The sequence below is a fragment of the Prauserella endophytica genome (genome assembly GCF_005146945.1).
Lineage (GTDB): Bacteria > Actinomycetota > Actinomycetes > Mycobacteriales > Pseudonocardiaceae > Prauserella_A > Prauserella_A endophytica.
Genome location: NZ_SWMS01000037.1, coordinates 1 through 18,522, shown reverse-complemented (window position 1 = coordinate 18,522; position 18,522 = coordinate 1). Strand labels below are relative to the sequence as shown.

General features: G+C 71.1%; 15 protein-coding genes and 2 pseudogenes. 7 read left to right on the top strand and 10 right to left on the bottom strand.

The window, feature by feature from the left end:
- Nucleotides 1–8 precede the first annotated feature (8 nt).
- From secA to FCN18_RS35310, 8 genes and pseudogenes are all read right to left on the bottom strand, one after another.
- Entirely contained in the window at nucleotides 9–2,876 is a 2,868-nt protein-coding gene (gene secA, locus FCN18_RS35345; protein WP_112270947.1) for a preprotein translocase subunit SecA, read from the bottom strand.
- Nucleotides 2,877–3,120: 244 nt separating this feature from the next.
- Entirely contained in the window at nucleotides 3,121–3,807 is a 687-nt protein-coding gene (gene hpf, locus FCN18_RS35340; RefSeq protein ID WP_112270946.1) for a ribosome hibernation-promoting factor, HPF/YfiA family, read from the bottom strand.
- Between the two features lie 454 nt (nucleotides 3,808–4,261).
- A complete protein-coding gene (locus FCN18_RS35335; protein WP_228714284.1) occupies nucleotides 4,262–4,936 on the bottom strand; it encodes a ComF family protein in 675 nt (224 codons plus the stop codon).
- Between the two features lie 25 nt (nucleotides 4,937–4,961).
- On the bottom strand, nucleotides 4,962–6,713 hold the full coding sequence (locus FCN18_RS35330) for an LpqB family beta-propeller domain-containing protein (RefSeq protein ID WP_112270944.1): 1,752 nt from the start codon (nucleotides 6,711–6,713) through the stop codon (nucleotides 4,962–4,964).
- On the bottom strand, nucleotides 6,710–8,407 hold the full coding sequence (gene mtrB, locus FCN18_RS35325; RefSeq protein ID WP_113644967.1) for an MtrAB system histidine kinase MtrB: 1,698 nt from the start codon (nucleotides 8,405–8,407) through the stop codon (nucleotides 6,710–6,712). The genes FCN18_RS35330 and mtrB overlap by 4 nt, the downstream gene beginning before the upstream one ends.
- 7 nt (nucleotides 8,408–8,414) lie before the next feature.
- A complete protein-coding gene (gene mtrA, locus FCN18_RS35320; protein ID WP_112270940.1) occupies nucleotides 8,415–9,092 on the bottom strand; it encodes an MtrAB system response regulator MtrA in 678 nt (225 codons plus the stop codon).
- A 132-nt stretch (nucleotides 9,093–9,224) separates the two neighbouring features.
- Nucleotides 9,225–9,806: an FAD-dependent oxidoreductase gene (locus FCN18_RS35315; protein WP_369973659.1), complete on the bottom strand. Its 582-nt coding sequence runs from the start codon at nucleotides 9,804–9,806 to the stop codon at nucleotides 9,225–9,227.
- Nucleotides 9,807–9,944: 138 nt separating this feature from the next.
- Nucleotides 9,945–10,261, bottom strand: a pseudogene (locus FCN18_RS35310) (bifunctional 3-phenylpropionate/cinnamic acid dioxygenase ferredoxin subunit).
- Between the two features lie 163 nt (nucleotides 10,262–10,424).
- Between FCN18_RS35310 and FCN18_RS35305 the strand changes: the two are divergent.
- The 6 genes and pseudogenes from FCN18_RS35305 to FCN18_RS35285 form a co-directional block, all read left to right on the top strand.
- A complete protein-coding gene (locus tag FCN18_RS35305; protein WP_112270937.1) occupies nucleotides 10,425–11,210 on the top strand; it encodes an IclR family transcriptional regulator in 786 nt (261 codons plus the stop codon).
- Between the two features lie 42 nt (nucleotides 11,211–11,252).
- The gene (locus tag FCN18_RS39905) at nucleotides 11,253–11,639 is read left to right on the top strand and encodes a hypothetical protein (protein WP_323808400.1); all 387 of its coding nucleotides are present in this window, start codon (nucleotides 11,253–11,255) and stop codon (nucleotides 11,637–11,639) included.
- Nucleotides 11,522–11,794: a hypothetical protein gene (locus tag FCN18_RS40775; protein WP_323808401.1), complete on the top strand. Its 273-nt coding sequence runs from the start codon at nucleotides 11,522–11,524 to the stop codon at nucleotides 11,792–11,794. The genes FCN18_RS39905 and FCN18_RS40775 overlap by 118 nt, the downstream gene beginning before the upstream one ends.
- A gap of 9 nt (nucleotides 11,795–11,803) precedes the next feature.
- Nucleotides 11,804–12,307: a GbsR/MarR family transcriptional regulator gene (locus FCN18_RS35295; RefSeq protein WP_228714283.1), complete on the top strand. Its 504-nt coding sequence runs from the start codon at nucleotides 11,804–11,806 to the stop codon at nucleotides 12,305–12,307.
- Nucleotides 12,304–13,458, top strand: a complete 1,155-nt coding sequence (locus FCN18_RS35290) for an FAD-dependent monooxygenase (RefSeq protein WP_137097256.1) — start codon at nucleotides 12,304–12,306, stop codon at nucleotides 13,456–13,458. The genes FCN18_RS35295 and FCN18_RS35290 overlap by 4 nt, the downstream gene beginning before the upstream one ends.
- Nucleotides 13,459–13,510: 52 nt before the next feature.
- Nucleotides 13,511–13,791 (top strand): annotated as a pseudogene (locus FCN18_RS35285) (SRPBCC family protein); the annotation flags it as partial.
- Here the strand turns inward: FCN18_RS35285 and FCN18_RS35280 are convergent.
- Nucleotides 13,772–14,422, bottom strand: a complete 651-nt coding sequence (locus FCN18_RS35280; RefSeq protein ID WP_112270931.1) for a dTMP kinase — start codon at nucleotides 14,420–14,422, stop codon at nucleotides 13,772–13,774. The pseudogene FCN18_RS35285 and the gene FCN18_RS35280 sit on opposite strands and share 20 nt — an antisense overlap.
- Nucleotides 14,423–14,568: 146 nt before the next feature.
- On the bottom strand, nucleotides 14,569–16,050 hold the full coding sequence (gene ahcY, locus FCN18_RS35270) for an adenosylhomocysteinase (RefSeq protein ID WP_112270929.1): 1,482 nt from the start codon (nucleotides 16,048–16,050) through the stop codon (nucleotides 14,569–14,571).
- A gap of 110 nt (nucleotides 16,051–16,160) precedes the next feature.
- Here ahcY and FCN18_RS35265 point away from each other — a divergent pair, with 110 nt between their 5' ends.
- Nucleotides 16,161–18,479, top strand: coding sequence for a hypothetical protein (locus FCN18_RS35265; protein ID WP_137097255.1), 2,319 nt, complete (start codon nucleotides 16,161–16,163; stop codon nucleotides 18,477–18,479).
- Nucleotides 18,480–18,522 lie beyond the last annotated feature (43 nt).

The following is an 18,522-nucleotide window of genomic DNA, read 5'->3' as shown; positions in this document are numbered from 1 at the left end:
CCCGGCTACTACCGGCGAGCACCCTTCTTGTTCTTCTTCGCCTGCTCACGCGCGGCGGCACGGCGCTCCCGCCGGGTGCCCCCACCGCCGGCGCCCGCGGCACGCTTCTCGCCATCGGCGGAGCCGCGCTTCTCGACGCCGCCACCTTCGGCGGGACCGGAGTAGGTCAGCGCCTGCTGCCCGTCGCCGTCGAGCCCCTTGCCCCGAAGCGCGGACGGAACGGCCTCGCGGCCGGCCGGCCTGCCGGTGTCCGGCTGCTGCGGCACCGGCCTGGCGTGCCTGCCCGTCGCCGCCTGCTGGCCGTTGCCCGCACTGGCCGCGGCTGGCGCCGCGGCGGCCGGTGCTGCCGCCGCCGCGGGCTGCGCCTGTGCCTGCTGCTGGTCGGCCTGCTCGACCTGGAGATTGAACAGGAAGCCGACGGCTTCCTCCTTCAGCGAGTCGAGCATCGCGTTGAACATGTCGAAGCCCTCGCGCTGGTACTCGACGAGCGGGTCGCGCTGGGCCATCGCGCGCAGGCCGATGCCCTCCTTGAGATAGTCCATCTCGTAGAGGTGCTCACGCCACTTGCGGTCGAGCACCGACAGCACCACGCGGCGTTCCAGCTCACGCATGGCGCCCTCGCCGACCTTGCCGTCGATGTCGGCCTCACGCCGCTCGTACGCCTTGGCGGCGTCCTCGAGCAGGATCTCACGCAGCCGCTCGGCGTCGAGGTCGTCCTCCTGCTCGGCGATGTCCTCCCATTTGACGCCCACCGGGTACAGCGTCTTGAGGGCGGTCCACAGCTTCTCGTGGTCCCAGTCCTCGGCGTAGCCCTCGGCGGTCGCTCCGTCGACGTACGCGCTCACCACGTCGCGGATCATGTGCTCGACCTGCTCGCGCAGGTCCTCGCCCTCCAGCACGCGGCGGCGCTCGGCGTAGATCACCTTGCGCTGCCGGTTCATGACCTCGTCGTACTTGAGGACGTTCTTGCGAATCTCCATGTTCTGCTGCTCGACCTGGGTCTGCGCGCTCTTGATCGCGCGGCTGACCATCTTGTGCTCGATCGGCACGTCGTCGGGCAGGCGCATGGTGGTCATGACGCGCTCGACCATGGCCGCGTTGAAGCGGCGCATGAGGTCGTCGCCGAGCGACAGGTAGAACCGCGACTCACCGGGGTCGCCCTGACGTCCGGAGCGACCACGTAGCTGGTTGTCGATGCGGCGGGACTCGTGCCGCTCGGTGCCCAGCACGTAGAGGCCGCCGGCCTCGCGCACGGCCTCGGCCTCCTCGGCGACGTCGGCCTTGACCTCCTCCAGCACCTTCGGCCACGCGGCCTCGTACTCGGCCGAGTTCTCAACCGGGTCGAGGCCGCGCTCGCGCAGCACCTCGTCGGCGATGATGTCGGGGTTGCCGCCGAGCACGATGTCGGTACCGCGGCCCGCCATGTTCGTTGCGACCGTGACGGCGCCCTTGCGGCCCGCCTTGGCGATGATCAGCGCCTCGCGGTGGTGCGCCTTCGCGTTCAGCACCTCGTGCGGCACCCCGAGCTTGAGCAGCAGCTTCGAGAGGTACTCCGACTTCTCGACGCTCGTGGTGCCGACCAGCACCGGCTGGCCCTTCTCGTGGCGCTCCGCGATGTCCTCGGCGACGGCCTCGAACTTGGCGGGCTCCGTCTTGTAGATGAGGTCGGCCTCGTCGGCACGCACCATCGGCCGGTTGGTGGGGATCGGCACGACGCCCAGCTTGTAGGTCTGGTGGAACTCCGCCGCCTCGGTTTCGGCGGTACCGGTCATGCCGGAGAGCTTCTCGTAGAGGCGGAAGAAGTTCTGCAGCGTGATCGTGGCGAGCGTCTGGTTCTCCGCCTTGATCTCGACGCCTTCCTTGGCCTCGATCGCCTGGTGCATGCCCTCGTTGAAACGGCGGCCCGCCAGGATGCGGCCGGTGAACTCGTCGACGATGAGCACCTCGCCGTTGCGGACGATGTACTCCTTGTCCTTGTTGTAGAGCTCCTTGGCCTTGAGCGCGTTGTTCAGGAAGCCGACGAGCGGAGTGTTGGCCGCCTCGTACAGGTTCTCGATGCCGAGCTGGTCCTCGACGAACTCAACGCCCTGCTCCGTGACACCGACGGCGCGCTTGCGCTCGTCCACCTCGTAGTGGACGTCGCGCTTCATCAGCGGCGCCATCCTGGCGAACTCGGTGTACCAGCGAGAGGACTGGTCGGCGGGACCCGAGATGATCAGCGGGGTCCGCGCCTCGTCGATGAGGATCGAGTCGACCTCGTCGACGATGGCGAAGTTGTGCCCGCGTTGCACGCAGTCGTCGAGGCTCCACGCCATGTTGTCGCGCAGGTAGTCGAAGCCGAACTCGTTGTTGGTGCCGTAGGTGATGTCGGCCTTGTACGCCTCACGACGCGCCGACGGCGGCATGTCGGACAGGATCGAGCCGACCTCGAGGCCGAGGAAGCGGTGGATGCGACCCATCCACTCCGCGTCACGTTTTGCCAGGTAGTCGTTGGTGGTGACGACGTGGACGCCCTTGCCGGAAATGGCGTTGAGGTACGCGGGCAGGACCGAGGTCAGCGTCTTGCCCTCACCGGTCTTCATCTCGGCGACCTGGCCGAGGTGCAGGGCGGCACCGCCCATGAGCTGGACGTCGAAGGGTCGCTGGCCGAGCACCCGCTTGGCGCCCTCCCTCGCGACGGCGAAGGCCTCGGGGAGCAGGTCGTCGAGCGATTCGCCGCTCTCGTGCCGCTTGCGGAACTCCGCGGTCTTGCCCCGCAGCTCGGCGTCCGAGAGGTCCTTGACGTCGTCTTCGAGGGTGTTGATGGTGTCCGCGATGCGGCGCAGCCGCTTCACCATCTTGCCCTCGCCCGCACGGAGCAGGCGGTTCAGAAGCATCCGGGTCGACCTCGCTAGCTGTATCCGGTGGTCGTCGTCGCAGCACCCCAGCGGGTGCCGGGCAGCTTGACACGCGCGGCCCTGAGACCACGCAGTACTCCCCATCGTAGGGAATCTCGGGACCCGCGTGCACACGGCGTCGCGAACGGGCATCCCACTCCACCCACGTCCATGCAGGCCGACGGCCCGTGCACGGGAGCGCGCACGGGCCGTCGGGCGGAATGGTCGAAGCGCGGACGGGCGGTCAGCCCAGGCGGATCACGCCGTAGTCGAAGCCCTTCCTGCGGTAGACGACGCTCGGCTTGCCGGTGTCCGAGCAGTTGAAGAGGTAGAAGTCGTGTCCGACCAGCTCCATTTGGTAAAGGGCCTGGTCGACGGTCATGGGTTCCGCGGAATGCTGCTTCTCGCGCACGATGCGGCCGGGCTCGTGGTCGGCCACACCGTCGTCCCAGCGCTGCTCTGGGAGCTCGATCTCCTCGGCGGACACTGCCGTCGCGGGCTCTGCGGGCGCCTCCATCACGGCGGTCGCGGCGGAGCGCCGCCCGCTCGTGGGGGAACCGCTGGGGCCTGCGGCCATCGCGGCCGCGGACGTGGCCTCCGCGACGGACTCAGGGGAGCGGCGACCGTAGTGGATCCGTCGCCGGTCGTGCATGCGCCGCAGCCGGTTCTCGAGCTTGCTGATGGCGGAGTCGAGCGCGGCGTAGAAGTCGCCCGCAGCGGCAGCGGCCCGGACGGCGGGGCCCTTGCCCTTGCCGGTGATCTCAACGCGCTGGCAGTTCTTGGACTGCCGCCGGTTCGGCTCGTGGAAGAGCTCCACGTCGTACCGGATCACTTTCCTGTCGTAACGCTCCAGCCGCGCCAGTTTCTCGCTGACATGGAGCCGGTAGTGCTCAGGCACCTCCACGTTGCGACCCTTGACGACGATGTCCATACACGACCTCCCTCGCTGATTGCGGCGAGTTACCTTCTGGACGAAAAGCGCCGGGGGGACAAGGGATCACGCCGGCACGACTCCTCGTGCGCGCTCCCGCGAACTTCAGGGTTCCTCCGGCGCTAGGGGCATCGGCTCGTCACCTCCCTGCGTGCCGGGATAGCTGTTAGCGGAGCACGTTAGCCCGCTTGTCTCACTTACAACAGCCCCCGAGGCGGGGGACGTCGAACGGTGAGTGGCGGTCACGATCCGCAATGGACTCATGGAGTCCCGGGCGGACGCGGGCCCCGTTCGGAGCAGCGCACCGCCCCTGCGGGCATCACCCAGGCGCGCGCGGCTCACCCATGCCTGCGTCGGGGTGACAGCGGGCCGCCTCATACCCCTCCAACGCGCGGGCTCCGCCGCCGGGTTCCCACCCACCCGATCGAGTGAAAGTTTCCGACAAGCCCTCCGATCAGACCGCCGTCAGGGTGAGCGCCGCGGCTACCTCGAACCCGGCGAGGGTCAGCGTCCGTCGCGCCGCCGCCAGCGTGGCCCCCGTGGTCACGACGTCGTCGAGCAGCACGATCGGAGCGCCCGCTGGCGGGCCTCCCGCGGACCGCAGCAGCAGCCTGCCCTCCAGGTTGGCGGCGCGCTGCGCGCGATCGAGGCCGACGGCGTCCCGAACGCCAGGCGCCAGCTCGAGCGCCGGGGCCACGGCAGCGGGGCGGCCGCCCCGCGCGAGCACGGCCGCGCAGCACCTGGCCAGGCCGAGCACGTGCGGCCCGCCCCGCGCTCGAGCGGCCGACCTGCGGGAGGGCACCGGCACGAGCCACCATGTGCCGTGCTGGTCCGGCCGCGCCCCGGGCAGGTATGGCACGGCACCGGCGAGCAGTCGCCCGAGCGGCTCGGCGAGGTCGCGACGCCCGCGCTCCTTGTAGCCGAGCACGAGCCGCCTGGCCACGCCGTCGTAGGCGGCCAGCGCGTAGACGCCCTCACCTCTGGGCCGGGGCGCGCCGAACGCGGCGGCGCACTCCGGGCAGCACGGGGAGCCCCGCCGCCCGCAGCCCGCGCAGGTGGAGGGCAGCAGCAGGTCGAGCGTGGCCAGGCCCATGGAGGACAGTCGACGGGTGAGCACGCCCGCCAGCATGCGGGCCACCACCGACAGTTCCGGTTCAGCCGGGATAGAAGGGCTTCGCCTCCGGCCTGCTGTGCGGGTGCGGGCGCCACACGTCACCCACGTCGCTCGCCGTCCACAACCCGCTCGCGTCGGCCACCACGATCGGCCTGCCCGGCGCCGCCGTGATGGCCCGCATCGGCGGCGTGAGGTTGGAGCTGTTGAACTGATCGAGCCGTAGGCCGTCGACGGGCACGCGCGCGACCGGGATCGAGTCGGAACCCGTCGCCACGATGAGCGTGTCCTGGCTGATCCAGTCGACGTCCACCACGCTGTGCAGCTCCCCTGCCTGCAGGATCCTCGGCGCGCGCAGGGTCACCGACGAGCCGTCCGGCGCACGCACCACCGAGGCGACCACCACGTGCCCGCCCGCGATCATCGCCACCCGCGAGCCGTCCCTGGACAGCCGCAGGCCCGTGATGGGCCCGACCGCGAGCACCTCGGAGGCGTTCACCGACTGCGGAAGCCACCGACCGTCCGGCCCGCGCAGGACCCGCACGACGTTGGACCCGTCGACGACGGTCCACAGCTCGCCCGACTTGCCCCCGCTCGACGTCGCGGGCCGCCAGCTCGGCCGCGTCATTGTCATGCCGGGCAGGTCGACGATCCGGTCCTCGGCTCCGTAGTCGCCCACCCGCAGGCGCACGGCGGGCCCGACCCGCTCGACCACCGCGAGCTGGTCGCCGGTGATCGACTGCGCCGCGCTCTCCACGGTGTACGACCCGTCACCGGCGGGGCCGTCGATGGGCGCGCCGGTGCCGAGCGAGCGGAGCTGGCCGCCCACCGCCATCAGCCCCGGCAGCTCCGAGCTGGGGGAGGCCTGTGCCTCGTACGCGGGCACCTCGCTCGGCCGCCAGTCGATGTGGCCCGGCACGAGCGCTGTGCCGTCGGAGAGCAGTCTGATGCGGCTCGTGGTCACGTACTGGAGGGAGCGGACCACCTGCGCGGCGATGAGCTCCTTGGCCTGCACGCTCTGCTCCTCGACGCCGCTCAGCGGCACCACGAGCGCCCCGTCGTTCGCACCCGTCACGTTGCTCTCGAGCGTCGCCGACTCCCCGAGCGGGTTGCGCACGGCGCCGCTCAGCCCGTTCGACGGCCCGGCGAGCAGCAGGTCCATCACCCGAGCGGGCAGGCCCGACTGCGGCCGCGCGACGACGTAACGCAGGTCGGGCACGAGCGCGCTGGAGTCAGGAGCGAAGAAGTACACCGGCACGCGGAAGTAGCTGTCGGTGAAGTCGCTGTAGGTCACCAGGATGCTGTCGGGCGGATCGACGATGCGCCACTGCCCGTCGGCCTGCAGCCGCAACCGCACCGGCACCTGCACCGGCTCGTCGGAGGGGATGAACGCGCTGTCCGAGCCGAGCCTGCCGACGAAGTTGCCGCGTAGCATCACGAGCCGCTCGTCGGCGTCGGGCGACTGCTGGCTGCCGGGCCCGTATACCGTGCCGAACTCGTCCTCGATGATCGCCAGCGACTGGTCGGGCTTCCACTCCCTGCGGGTGTTGCCGGAGAGGTAGGCGCGCGCGGCGGCGTGGTCGTTGGTGGGCTGCGCGCTCGCGCGGACGAACTCGCGCACCACCGACAGCGGGTCGAGGTCGGGCGTCGGCTCCGGCACCTCCTGGGTCGGTTGGCCGAGCCGCTCGCGCGGGATGGCCTCCGGCTGCGACTCCGCGGGGATGGCCGCGCACCCGCCGAGGGTCACGACGCATGCGAGCACCGCGAGCAGCACGCGGAACCTGCCCCGGATCACCGGACCTCCTCGTGTTCCACGACCGTGACCGTCAGCTCGGCGTGCCCGTTGCGCTGCACGGGCTCCGGGGCGCGCGCCGGAGCGGCGTCCTCGGGCGGCAGCGGCAGCGGGCTCTCCCCCGGCGGCTCGCCGACCCGCCTCGGCAGCGTGAGCCGGAAGCACGAGCCCCTGTCGAGCTCGCCCCACGCGTCGAGGGTGCCGCCGTGCAGGCGGGCGTCCTCCTGGCTGATGGCAAGGCCGAGCCCGGTGCCGCCGGTGCGCCGGTTGCGCGAGGGGTCGGCGCGCCAGAACCGGTTGAACACCAGCTCGGCCTCCCCCGCCCGCAGGCCGACACCGTAGTCGCGCACGGTCAGCGCGACGGCGTCGTCACTGGCCACGAGGCGCAGTCGCACGGGTTCGCCCTCGCCGTGGTCGACCGCGTTGGCGAGCAGGTTGCGCAGGATCCGCTCGACCCTGCGGGCGTCGACCTCGGCGGTGACCTCCTCCTCCGGCAGGTCCAGCTCGATGTCGCTGCCCGCGGTGCCCGCGATGACCTTGACCTGCTCGACGGCCCGGCGCGCGATCGGGCGGACGTCGATCAGCTCCGCCGACAGCTCCTCGACGCCCGCGTCGAGCTTGCTGATCTCCAGCAGGTCCCCCAGCAGCGTCTCGAACCGGTCGAGTTCGTCGACCAGCAGCTCCGTTGACCGGGCGAGGCCGGCCGGGAACTGCTCGCGCGAGGCGTGCAGGACGTCGGCGGCCATGCGGACCGTGGTGAGCGGGGTACGCAGCTCGTGGGAGACGTCCGAGGTGAACCGGCGTTGCAGCTGACCGAACTCCTCCAGCTGCCGGATCTGCCGCTGGATGCTCGCCGCCATCTCGTTGTAGGACAGCGCGAGCTTGGCGAGATCGTCCTCGCCGACCACGTCGAGCCTGCGGTCGAGCTCGCCCTCGGCGAAGCGCTCAGCGGCTTCGGCAGCACGGCGGACCGGCCGGACGACCTGGCGGGTGACCATGTTCGTGATGCCGGCGAGCAGGAGCAGCAGGACCAGACAACCGACGAGCAGCGTGTTCTGCACCGTCGCGACGGTGTTCTGCTCGGTGGTGAGGGGGAACAGCAGGTACAGCTGCAGCGGCCGGGTCGTCGTGGTCACCGGGGTGCCGACGACGAGGTAGGTGATGCCCTCCGCGGTGTGGATCTGCTTGGCCTGCGAGTTGTTCTCGACGAAGTTGCGCAGCCCGCCCGGCACCTTGTCGTAGGGCCCCGCGTAGACCGCGTGCTCGGAGGTCTCGTCGGGGTCGCCAGCGGCGAGCACCGGTTCGAACGCGCCCGCCGCCGAGCTGGCGGTGTCCTGGGTCGCCGTCGAACTGCTGGTGATCTTCTTGATCGCGTTGTTCAGCCGGTTGCGCAGTGCCTCGTCTTGGCCCGCGTCACCGACGAGCTCGCTCTCGGCCGTCTGCACGACCACCTGGAGCTGGGCGATCGCGGCCCGCTCCTTGGTGTCCATCAGCCGCTCGGTGATCTGGTTCTGCAACACCATGCCGAGCACGAACACCACGGCCGACGACAGGGCAAGCGTCGAGACGGTCACGCGGAACTGCACCGAGTGCCGCCAGAGCTCGCCGAACGCGACGACCTTGCGCCGGCCGTACGTCGCCGCGCGACGGGCCAGCGCTATCGCCGACCAGCCGAAGGAGGCCAGTCGTTGTCTCATGGCTCGATTATGGTGGGCCGGCCTTGTAACCCACACCGCGCACGGTCAGCACGACCTCCGGGTGCTCCGGATCCTTCTCCACCTTGGACCGCAGGCGCTGGACGTGGACGTTCACCAGGCGCGTGTCGGCGGCGTGCCGGTAGCCCCACACCTGCTCCAGCAGGACCTCGCGGGTGAACACCTGGCGGGGCTTGCGGGCCAGCGCGACGAGGAGGTCGAACTCCAGCGGCGTGAGCGGGATGGCCTTGCCCTCCCTGGTGACCTCGTGCCCCGGCACGTCGATGACCAGGTCTCCGATGGTGAGGCTCTCGGCGGGCTCCGACTCGGTGCGGCGCATGCGGGCGCGCACGCGCGCGACGAGCTCCTTGGGCTTGAACGGCTTGACGACGTAGTCGTCGGCACCGGACTCGAGGCCGAGCACGATGTCCACGGTGTCGCTCTTGGCCGTGAGCATCACGATCGGAACCCCGGACTCGGCCCTGATCGCCTTGCAGACGTCGATCCCGTTCATGCCCGGCAACATCAGGTCGAGCAACACGAGGTCCGGCTTCAGCTCGCGCAGCGCGGGCAGCGCGCGCGAACCGTCGGCGACCACGGCGGTGTCGAACCCCTCGCCGCGGAGCACGATGGTCAGCATCTCAGCCAGGGCGGGGTCGTCATCGACGACCAGCACACGTGCCTTCATGAGCACATATTCGCACCACTTCGCACGCCACTTCGCATGACCCGGCCATCTGGCGCCGAGACTAGCCCAGTTGGACGATCGCCGCGTCGTGTTCCAGGCGCTTGCGCAGCCGCAGGAACGGCCTCGGCCGGTTCATCGCGAGCACCCCGGTGAGCACGCCCTCGCGGTGGTAGGTCGCGACGAACCATTCCGCACGGCGATGCGGGGTTGTTCACTCGCGGTCGTCCAGTGCTCACCGCCTGCGACGTCGCCGACGGCGACCACGCGGGAATTGCTCGTGACACAGCCGGGATCGCAGCACACCCCGTGGCCGACGGCGAGTCCCGAACCGGCGAGCCATTCGGTCGCGGGTGTACTCCCGATACCGGTCACGACCACCTCGGCAGGCAGCCACGACCCGTCGGCGAGCGAGACGCCCGTGACGCGGCCGCTCGCCGCCGTCACTCCGGTCACTCCGGTGCCCGCGAGCAGCCGGACGCCGTTGTCGCTGTGCAGCCCCGCCGCGACGGCGCCCATCCGCTCGCCAAGGACCCCCGCCAGCGGCACGGGAGCCGCCTCCACGACCGTGACGGCGCAGCCGAGCGCGTGGCACGCCGAAGCCACCTCGGCGCCGATGAACCCGGCTCCGATCACCACGACCCGCGCGCCGTCGGTGAGCTCCGCCCGCAGGGAGAGCGCGTCGTCGAGGGTCCGCAGGGCGTGGACACCGAGCAGTTCTGCTGTGCCCGCAAGGGTTTTCGCCGTGGCGTCGGTGGCGACGACGCCGTCGGAGCCGTCCGGAGCAGCCCTGCGCCCGCAGGTCCTGCGCGGCGCGCAGTCCGGCGAGCGAGGTGCCCACGACCCCGACCGTCCTCATGCGACCTCTTCCCGGACGTTCGTCTCGACGTAGACCACCCCGTCGCTCACGAGCACCGGGTAGGTGCGCACGGGCTGTTTCGCGGGCAGGCAGGTCGGCTCGCCCGTGCGCAGGTCGAACGAGGCCGCGTGCAGCGGACACTCGACGAAGCACCCCTCCACCCAGCCGTCGGCGAGCGAGGCGTCCTGGTGGGTGCGGGTGTCGTCGACGGCGTAGTAGCCGCCCTCGGCGTCGAAGACGGCGATCGGTACGTGCGCGAGGATGCGCACGGCCTCCCCTCGGGAAGGTCCGCGACATCGCAGACTCGGATCATTTCTGACCTCCGATAACGATCTGTTGCGTATTACGCGATCAATATCGCCATACGCAACAATCCGCGCCGAAGCTCTCGCCCGTCCGGGAGTTCACCTGCCTATTACGCGCCGATGTCCCCCGGACGGCCCAGTGGTCTTGCGTTCACGAGTTAGTGTTGCGCCATGCGGAACTCCGATGAGGCCAAGGGAGCCGCCAGCCCGGTCCAGTCCGTGGACCGGGCGATCAACGTGCTCGAACTGCTCGCCCGCAACGGCGAAGCGGGGATCACGGAGATCGCGGACGAACTGGGCGTGCACAAGTCGACCGCGTCGAGACTCGTGGCCGCGCTGGAGAACAGAAACCTCGTCGAACAGCTCGGAGAACGCGGAAAGTACGCCATCGGGTTCGGCATCGTGCGGCTAGCGGGCGCCGCGACCGGGCGCATGGACCTCGCCAGACTCGGCACGCAGACCTGCCAGTCGCTCGCCGATTCCCTCGGCGAGACCGTGAACATCGCCGTCGCCGACGGCGGGATCGCGATCAACATCAGCCAGGCTGTTGGCACCGCCTCGGTCGCGGCGCAGAACTGGACCGGCAGGCGGACCCCCTTGCACGCCACTTCGAGCGGCAAGGTGCTGCTGGCCTTCATGAACAGCGCCGAGCGGCGCAAGGTGCTGCACCGCAGGCTGGAGGAGTTCACCCCGCGCACCCTCACGGCGCCGGACGAGCTGGCCGCCGAGCTGGAACGCGTCGCCGACGACGGCTACGCCGCCTGTTTCGAGGAGTTCGAACTCGGCCTGCATGCCGTCGCGGTGCCGATCTACGGCAACGGCGGCGAGGTGATCGCCGCGATGAGCGCGTCGGGGCCGTCCTACCGGCTCTCCCGGCAGCGGATCCGTCAGCTCGTCCGGCCCATGACCGCGGCGGCCGCGGAACTGTCCGGCCAGCTCGGCCACTTCCCCGCGTAACCCACCTGCCAGAACGGGCTTGCCACGTGGAATGACCTGACCGTGGCCCGGCTCGACGCGGAACGCTTCCAGGTCGGGCTCAACAGTCCGCTCGACATCGACTGGCTGCGCAGGCGGCTGCCCGGCGACGGCGCGGTGAGCCTGCGCGAGACCACCTCCGGCACGTGCTGCGCCGGGCTGTGGGGGCCGAAGGCACGCGACATGCTCCAGCCTCTGTCCACAACGGACCTCTCACCCAAGGCGCTCGGCTACTTCAAGGGCGCGGAGACCTTCGTGGGCAACGCGCCCGCACCGCGCTGCGACTGTCCTATGTGGGCGAACTGGGCTGGGAGCTCTACACCACGGCCGACCTCGGGCGCCTGCTGTGGGAGGCCGGGCTCAACATCGCCTACGCGTGGCTGCCCGCCGAAGGTGGCGGTGCGGTCCTGAGGGGGAACGAGGTGGCGTACGACGTGATCGGGCTCGGCGACATGGGCAGCGCCGCGGCCCATGTCGCCGAGCGCGGGCAGCGGGTGCTCGGCCTCGAACAGCACTTCCCGGCTCTCCCTTGGTACGCCCCACGAGTTCGTCGAGTGTTACAGTGAGTTTAGCTTATGCTGAAATTGCTGCAGGAAGTGGGTCGCGTGGGCGAGCAAAAGGCGTTGCTGGAGTGGGTGGAGCAGGTCGCGATGTACCTGGCGCGCGACGGTGTGCCGCCGATCGCCGGGCGGGTGTTGGGTTGGCTGATGGTCTGCGACCCGCCGGAGCAGTCCGCCGGGCAGATCAGCGAAGCCATCGGCGCCAGTCGCGCCTCGTTGACCTCGAACCTGCGGGTGTTGTCCAGCATGGGGTTTCTGACCAGCCGGACCCGGCCGGGCGAGCGGACGGTCTACTACCGGATGGCGGAAGGAGCCTGGGCGGTCGTAGTCCGCAGGCAGATCGCTGGCATCACTTCATTCCTCGACATCACCCGCAAGGGCCTGGACCTGGTCGGCCCGGACGACGGCCGCGCCGGGCGCGTTCGCGAGGCGCACGCCACCTTCGAATGGATGGCCGCGGTGTTCGACAACGCGCCACCCCTGCACACCGACGACCCGACCGGCGGGGACACAGCATGACCAGGCAAGCGATCGTGGTCGGCGGCGGCATCGGCGGACTGGCCGCCGCGTTGGCCCTGCACCGGATCGGCTGGCAGGCCACCGTGCTGGAGCGCGCACCCGAACTGGGCGAGATCGGCGCGGGCATGTCCCAGTCCCCCAACGCCCTGCGCGCGCTGACCGAACTCGGTGTCGAGGAGCAAGCCCGGTCGGTCGGGGTGCCTACCCACGCCTCCGGCAACCTCCGCCTGCCCGACGGGCGCTACCTGCAACGCGCCCGACCCGCCGACACCACCGCGCTGCTGGCCTTCCACCGCGCCGACCTGCACCAGGTGCTTCTCGACGCGCTGCCTACCGGCTGGGTCCGCACGGATGCGGAGGTCACCGCGGTATGGCAGGACGACAGCTCGGTAACCGTCGCGTGCGGCGACACCGAGCTAAACGCCGAACTGGTCGTCGCCGCCGACGGCATCCGCAGCACCGTCCGCCGGCTGCTGTGGCCGGACGCGCCGCCACCTCGCTTCCTGGGCCGCACCGCATGGCTGGGCATCGCCGAGATCGCCGACCTGCCCGGCAGCATGACGCTCGGTCCAGGCGGCTACTTCCTCATCCACCCCATCGCCCGCGGCCGCGCGTACTGGGCCCACGTCACCACCGCCGACGAGCCCGGCCTCCGCTACGACCACGACAAGGTCGAGGTAGCCCACCGAGTCGCCACCTGGCACGAGCCGATCCCGCAGCTGATCGACGCCACCCCGGACGAGCGGATCATCCACATCGACATCCACGACCTGGACCCGTTGCCGACCTACGTCCACGGTCGGGTAGCGCTACTGGGCGACGCCGCCCACGCGATGAGCCCGGACCGCGGCCAGGGCGCCGGGCAGTCCATTGAGGACGCCGTCGTTCTCGCCGCCGCCCTCGCCGACGAGAACGCGATCGAGGCGGCCCTCTTCCGCTACGACACCGAACGTCGCCCGCGAACCCAAGCCACCGCCCGGGGGGCCCGCACCGACGGCCGACGCACCACCTCCAGAACCGCCCACCGAGCCATGGTCACCATGATCCGGCTGATGCCCGCACCCTTGTGGCGCAAAGGTATCGCTGCCAACGGCAACCCCACCTGGCGATGGCAACCCCCGCACCTGCGATCACCGGCCCCACCTCACTGAGCCAGGCGCCTGCCCTCGACCACAAGTTCATCCGAGCACGCACATGCAGCCCCTGCCCGACCACGTGATCGTGCACCGGATGTTCCCGCTCGCCGCCGACCGCAGGTGGTCGAGTGCGACTGGCTGTACTCACCGGAGGTCGTCGGGGCGGGACGGGACATCTCCCCGTCGATGGAACCGTTCCGCCGCGTGAACGAGCAGAACTTCGCGGCGTGCGAGCGCTGCCGGCCCGCGATGAACTCAAGCTCCTACGCGGACGGCGGCGTGCTCGCCCCCTCCGAACACCACATCGGCGAGTTCCACGACTGGCTGCTCAAGCGCCTGGCCGGGTGATCGCCTCTGCGAGCGCGGCGGCGTCGACCCGCTCGGCGCCGTCGACGACGTGCCAGCGCGAGAGCCAGTCGCGCGCGGCCAGCTCGTCGTATACGGCTGCGCACCGGGCCTGCAGGTCGTCGTCGGACTCGAAGGCGTCCTTGCGGCGGTCGGCGTCCGCCCGCGCCCGGCTCTCGGCGCGGGCGGCGGCGACCTCCGGCGAGACGCGCAGCAGGACGTGCGCGTCGGGGACGGGCAGCCCGAAGCGGTCGATCTCCAGCCCCCGCACCCACTCCACCACGGGACTGTCCGCGCCCTCGTGCAGGCGGGCGGCCTGGTAGGCGGCGTTCGAGGCGACGTAGCGGTCGAGCAGCACGACGTCGTGGGTGCGCAGGTCGGCGCGGATGGCCTCGGCGGCGTCGCGCCGGTCGAGCGCGTACAGCAGCGCCATGCCGTACACGGACTCGCCGAGGTCCCCGTGCTCGCCGTGCAGCGCCTCCCGGACGAGGTCGGCGTGCACACTCTCGCCGTAGCGGGGGAACGCGAGCGTCGCCACGCTCGAGCCCAGGTCGTGCAGCGCCTTCGTCAGCGCGTCGCTCAGCGTGCGCTTGCCCGCCCCGTCGAGACCTTCGATGACCACCAGTCGACCCACGTGGCCACTGTAGTCAGCGCACCTCGAGGCCGTTCGCCTTCGCCACCTCGCCCTGCCGTTCGTCCCGTGTCACGAACATCACCGGCTCACCGCCGACGAGTGCCGCCGCGTCGTGCGGCGCCACGGCGAGATGCGGCCCTGGTGCGTCAGTAGCGGTAGTGGTCCGACTTGTACGGGCCCTCCACGTCGACGTCGATGTACTCGGCCTGCTCCTTGGTCAGCTTGGTCAGCTCGCCACCGAGGGCCTGGAGGTGGATCTTGGCGACCTTCTCGTCGAGCTTCTTCGGCAGCCGGTACACCTCCCTGTCGTACTCCTCGTGCTTGGTGAACAGCTCCACCTGCGCGATGACCTGGTTGGAGAAGCTGTTCGACATCACGAAGCTCGGGTGCCCCGTGGCGTTGCCGAGGTTCAGCAGGCGCCCCTCGGAGAGCACGATGATCGAGTGACCGTCCGGGAAGGTCCACTCGTCGACCTGCGGCTTGATGTTCTCCCTGCGGATCCCGGGGTAACGCGCGAGGCCGGCCATGTCCAGCTCGTTGTCGAAGTGGCCGATGTTGCCCACGATCGTCTGGTGCTTCATCCGGGCCATGTGCTCGGCCATCACGACGTCCTTGTTGCCCGTCGTGGTGATCACGATGTCGGCCTCTGGCAGCACCGACTCCAGCGTCTTGACCGGGAAGCCGTCCATCGCGGCCTGCAGCCCGCAGATCGGGTCGATCTCGGTGACCACCACGCGCGCGCCCTGCCCGCGCAGCGACTCGGCGGCGCCCTTGCCGACGTCGCCGTACCCGCACACCACCGCGACCTTGCCGCCGATGAGCACGTCGGTGCCGCGGTTGATGCCGTCGATCAGCGAGTGCCGGATGCCGTACTTGTTGTCGAACTTGCTCTTGGTCACCGAGTCGTTGACGTTGATGGCCGGGAACAGCAGCTCGCCGGCCGCGGCGAGCTGGTACAGCCGCAGCACGCCGGTGGTGGTCTCCTCGGTGACGCCCCGGATGCCCTCGCCGATCTTGGTCCACTTGCCGGTGTCGGCGGCCAGCGAGTCCCGCAGCAGCTGCAGGAAGACCTTCCACTCGTCGGGGTCGTTGTCGTCGGCAGCGGGCACCACTCCGGCGCGCTCGTACTCGGTGCCCTTGTGCACGAGCATCGTGGCGTCGCCGCCATCGTCGAGGATCATGTTCGGACCGGCACCATCACTGCCGTCCCAGGTCAGCATCCGCTCGGTGCACCACCAGTACTCGGCGAGCGACTCACCCTTCCACGCGAACACCGGCACGCCCCGCGGCTCCTCCGGCGTCCCGTGCGGGCCCACCACCACGGCGGCGGCCGCGTGGTCCTGCGTGGAGAAGATGTTGCACGAGGCCCAGCGAACCTCAGCGCCGAGGGCGACCAGCGTCTCGATCAGCACCGCCGTCTGCACGGTCATGTGCAGCGAGCCGGACACCCGCGCGCCCCGCAACGGGTACACGTCGGCGTACTCCCTGCGCAGCGCCATCAGCCCCGGCATCTCGTGTTCGGCCAGCCGGATCTCCTTGCGACCGAACTCCGCGAGCGCCAGATCGGCGACCGCGAACTCCACACCGTTTCGCGTCTGGTGCAGAGAAGCAACGCTTTCAGGGGCCATCTCGGAACAATCCTCCAGACTCGCTGTGCCGCCAACCGGACGGACCGACACCTGCACATTACCGTTGTTTGTTCGTTCGTCGTCCTGCCAACCAGCGAGGAGATCCCCAGGTGCCCCTCCCCGGCCCCGATGCCCGCGTCGTCGAACTGCGCGTTCCGGGGCTGATAGGTACGAGTGGCGAGTCGTTGCTCGACTCCGTCGGCACGGTCGACGTGGCCGGTGACGGAGTCGGCCGCGTGATCCGCCCCTCCGACCGGCTGCGCAGGCCCGCGCCCGGCCCGGTCCTGCAGGCGCTCGGCCGGTCGGTGCCGCGCACGTTGGAGGGTTACCTGTGGAGCCGGATGACCTCGGGCGGCGCCGCGAAGGCCACGTGGGCGCTGCTGTTCCCGTTCTCACTAGCCAACGTGGCGCACTGGATGCTGCCGCCGGCGCCCGAGGGCAAGCGGTTGCCCTCGGTGCTCGGCGTGCTGTGCCGGGGCCTGCTGCGCCTCGCCGCGTTGCTGCTCACGATGCTGCTGGTGAGCCAGCTCGCCGTGGTGACGCTCGACCTGTTCGCCGCGCAGTGCCTGGCGCCGGGCAGCGGATGCCTCACGGCCGCGCCGTCCTGGGTGCGGGACGTCGACGGGGTGCGCATGGCGCTCGGCGTGGTGCCCCTGTTGCTGGTGGTGTTCGTGCTCTTCCGGGTGTCGTCGGCGAAGTGGAAGGTGAGCGCGCCGGAACGACGCCCGCTCCCCGGCAAGGGACTGCCCGGTGACGAGCTGGTCGACGGCGCCGACACCGCGATGCTGCGCTGCGTGCACACGGTCGCCGCGCTCGCGTGCGTCGCGCTGCTGCTGCTCGGTGGCCCGCTGCGGGTGCCGGAGCGGACCGCCGACGCCGTGCTGTGGTTCGCCACGCTCGGGCTACTGGGCATCGCGGTGCTCGCCACCATGGTGCGCGCGCACCGGCTGCTCCCGGTCGTGCCGCGGACGGCGCTGCTGGCGCTCGCGGCGGGGCTCGCGGTCGCGGCCGCCGTGGTGCGGACGCCGCTGCCGGTCACGCTCACCGGCACCGACGACACCGTCGAGGGCATCGGTGCCGCGCTGCTCGTCGTGTGTGTGCTGTTCGGGCTGCTGCTGATCCCGGCCGCGCTGCTGGCGAGGCCGGCGTGGGCCACGCTGCCGAGGCGGCTGCGGCCGTGGGCTGGTGGCTGGGCCGCGGCGCCAGCGCTCGCGCTCGCCGGGCTGCTCGGCGGCGGGTTCGGCGCTGGGCTCGCGATCGCCCTGCGCGAGCTCGTCGGCACCCGTGGTCTGCGGCTGCCGGAGAGCTACACGCTCATCACGCTGCTGTGGGGCGCTGGGCTCGCGGTCGGCGCGCTGCTCGCCGTGCTCGGGTTCGCGGTCGCGGTGCCGCTGCGGCGCGCTCGCCGTGGCATCCCCGACGTCGTCCGGCTCATGGAGACGCGTGAGGAGGACGAGGAGGAGGCGGCCACGGCGTGGGCGCGGTCGAGCTGGGAGCGCAAGTACCTGCACCGCATCGTGCTCACGATCGTCTTCGTGCTCGCCGTGGGTGTGGCCGCGCTGCTCGCGGTGCGGCTGGGCTTCGGCTCGGTGCCGACCGCGCTGAACCCGCTCTCCGGCGTCGGCGTGCTCACGCTCGGCGGGCTCGCGGCCGGGTTGCTGCGGGTGGTCTACACGGCGGCGACCGGGCCGGAGCGGAGCCGTCACCTCGGCGCGTTCTCCGACCTCGTGTGCTTCTGGCCGAGGGCGGCGCACCCCGCCGTACCGCCGTCGTACGCGCTCAAGGTGGTGCCGGAGCTGGCCCAGCGGGCACGCGAGCACCTTGCCGAGCCCGGCGCGCGCGTGGTGCTCGCCGGATACCACGTCGGCGGGCTGCTCGCGGTGATGAGCGCGGCGAGGCTGGCGGCCGAGCTGCCCGCGGCCGACCGCGAACGAGTCGGCGTGGTGACGGCGGGGGCGCCCCTGCAGTGGGGCTACCAGCGCGCGTTCCCGGCCGTGTTCCCGCACGACTCGCTCGCCCGCCTCTACGGGCAGCTCGACGGGCGCTGGCGCGGGCTGTGCCGGGGCACCGACACGTTCGGCGGCGGCGCCACGACGTGGCGGCATCAGGTCACCGAGGACAAGCTTCTCGGCATCGGCTACCTGCCCGACGGCGGCGTCGGCGCGCTGGAGCCCGCGGTGCAGGGCCCGACCGGGGCGCTCGTGCTCGGCGGCGACCACTGGCTGCCGGACCCCTTGCGCGAGCCCATCAACGGCAGGCGCTGGGTGGCCGGGGTGCGCAGGCACGCGGACTACGTCGCCGACCCGGAGTGGGACCGCGCCGTCGTGCTGGCCGCCGGCCTCGAACGGGCCGACATGACGGCGCGGCTGGCCGAACAGGTGCCCCTCTTCGAGGGCCTGCTCGGCCAGCCGCGCGTCAGGGAAGGCTAGGGCCTACGGCGCGTCCGTGGCCCCTACCGCGGCAGTGAAGGCC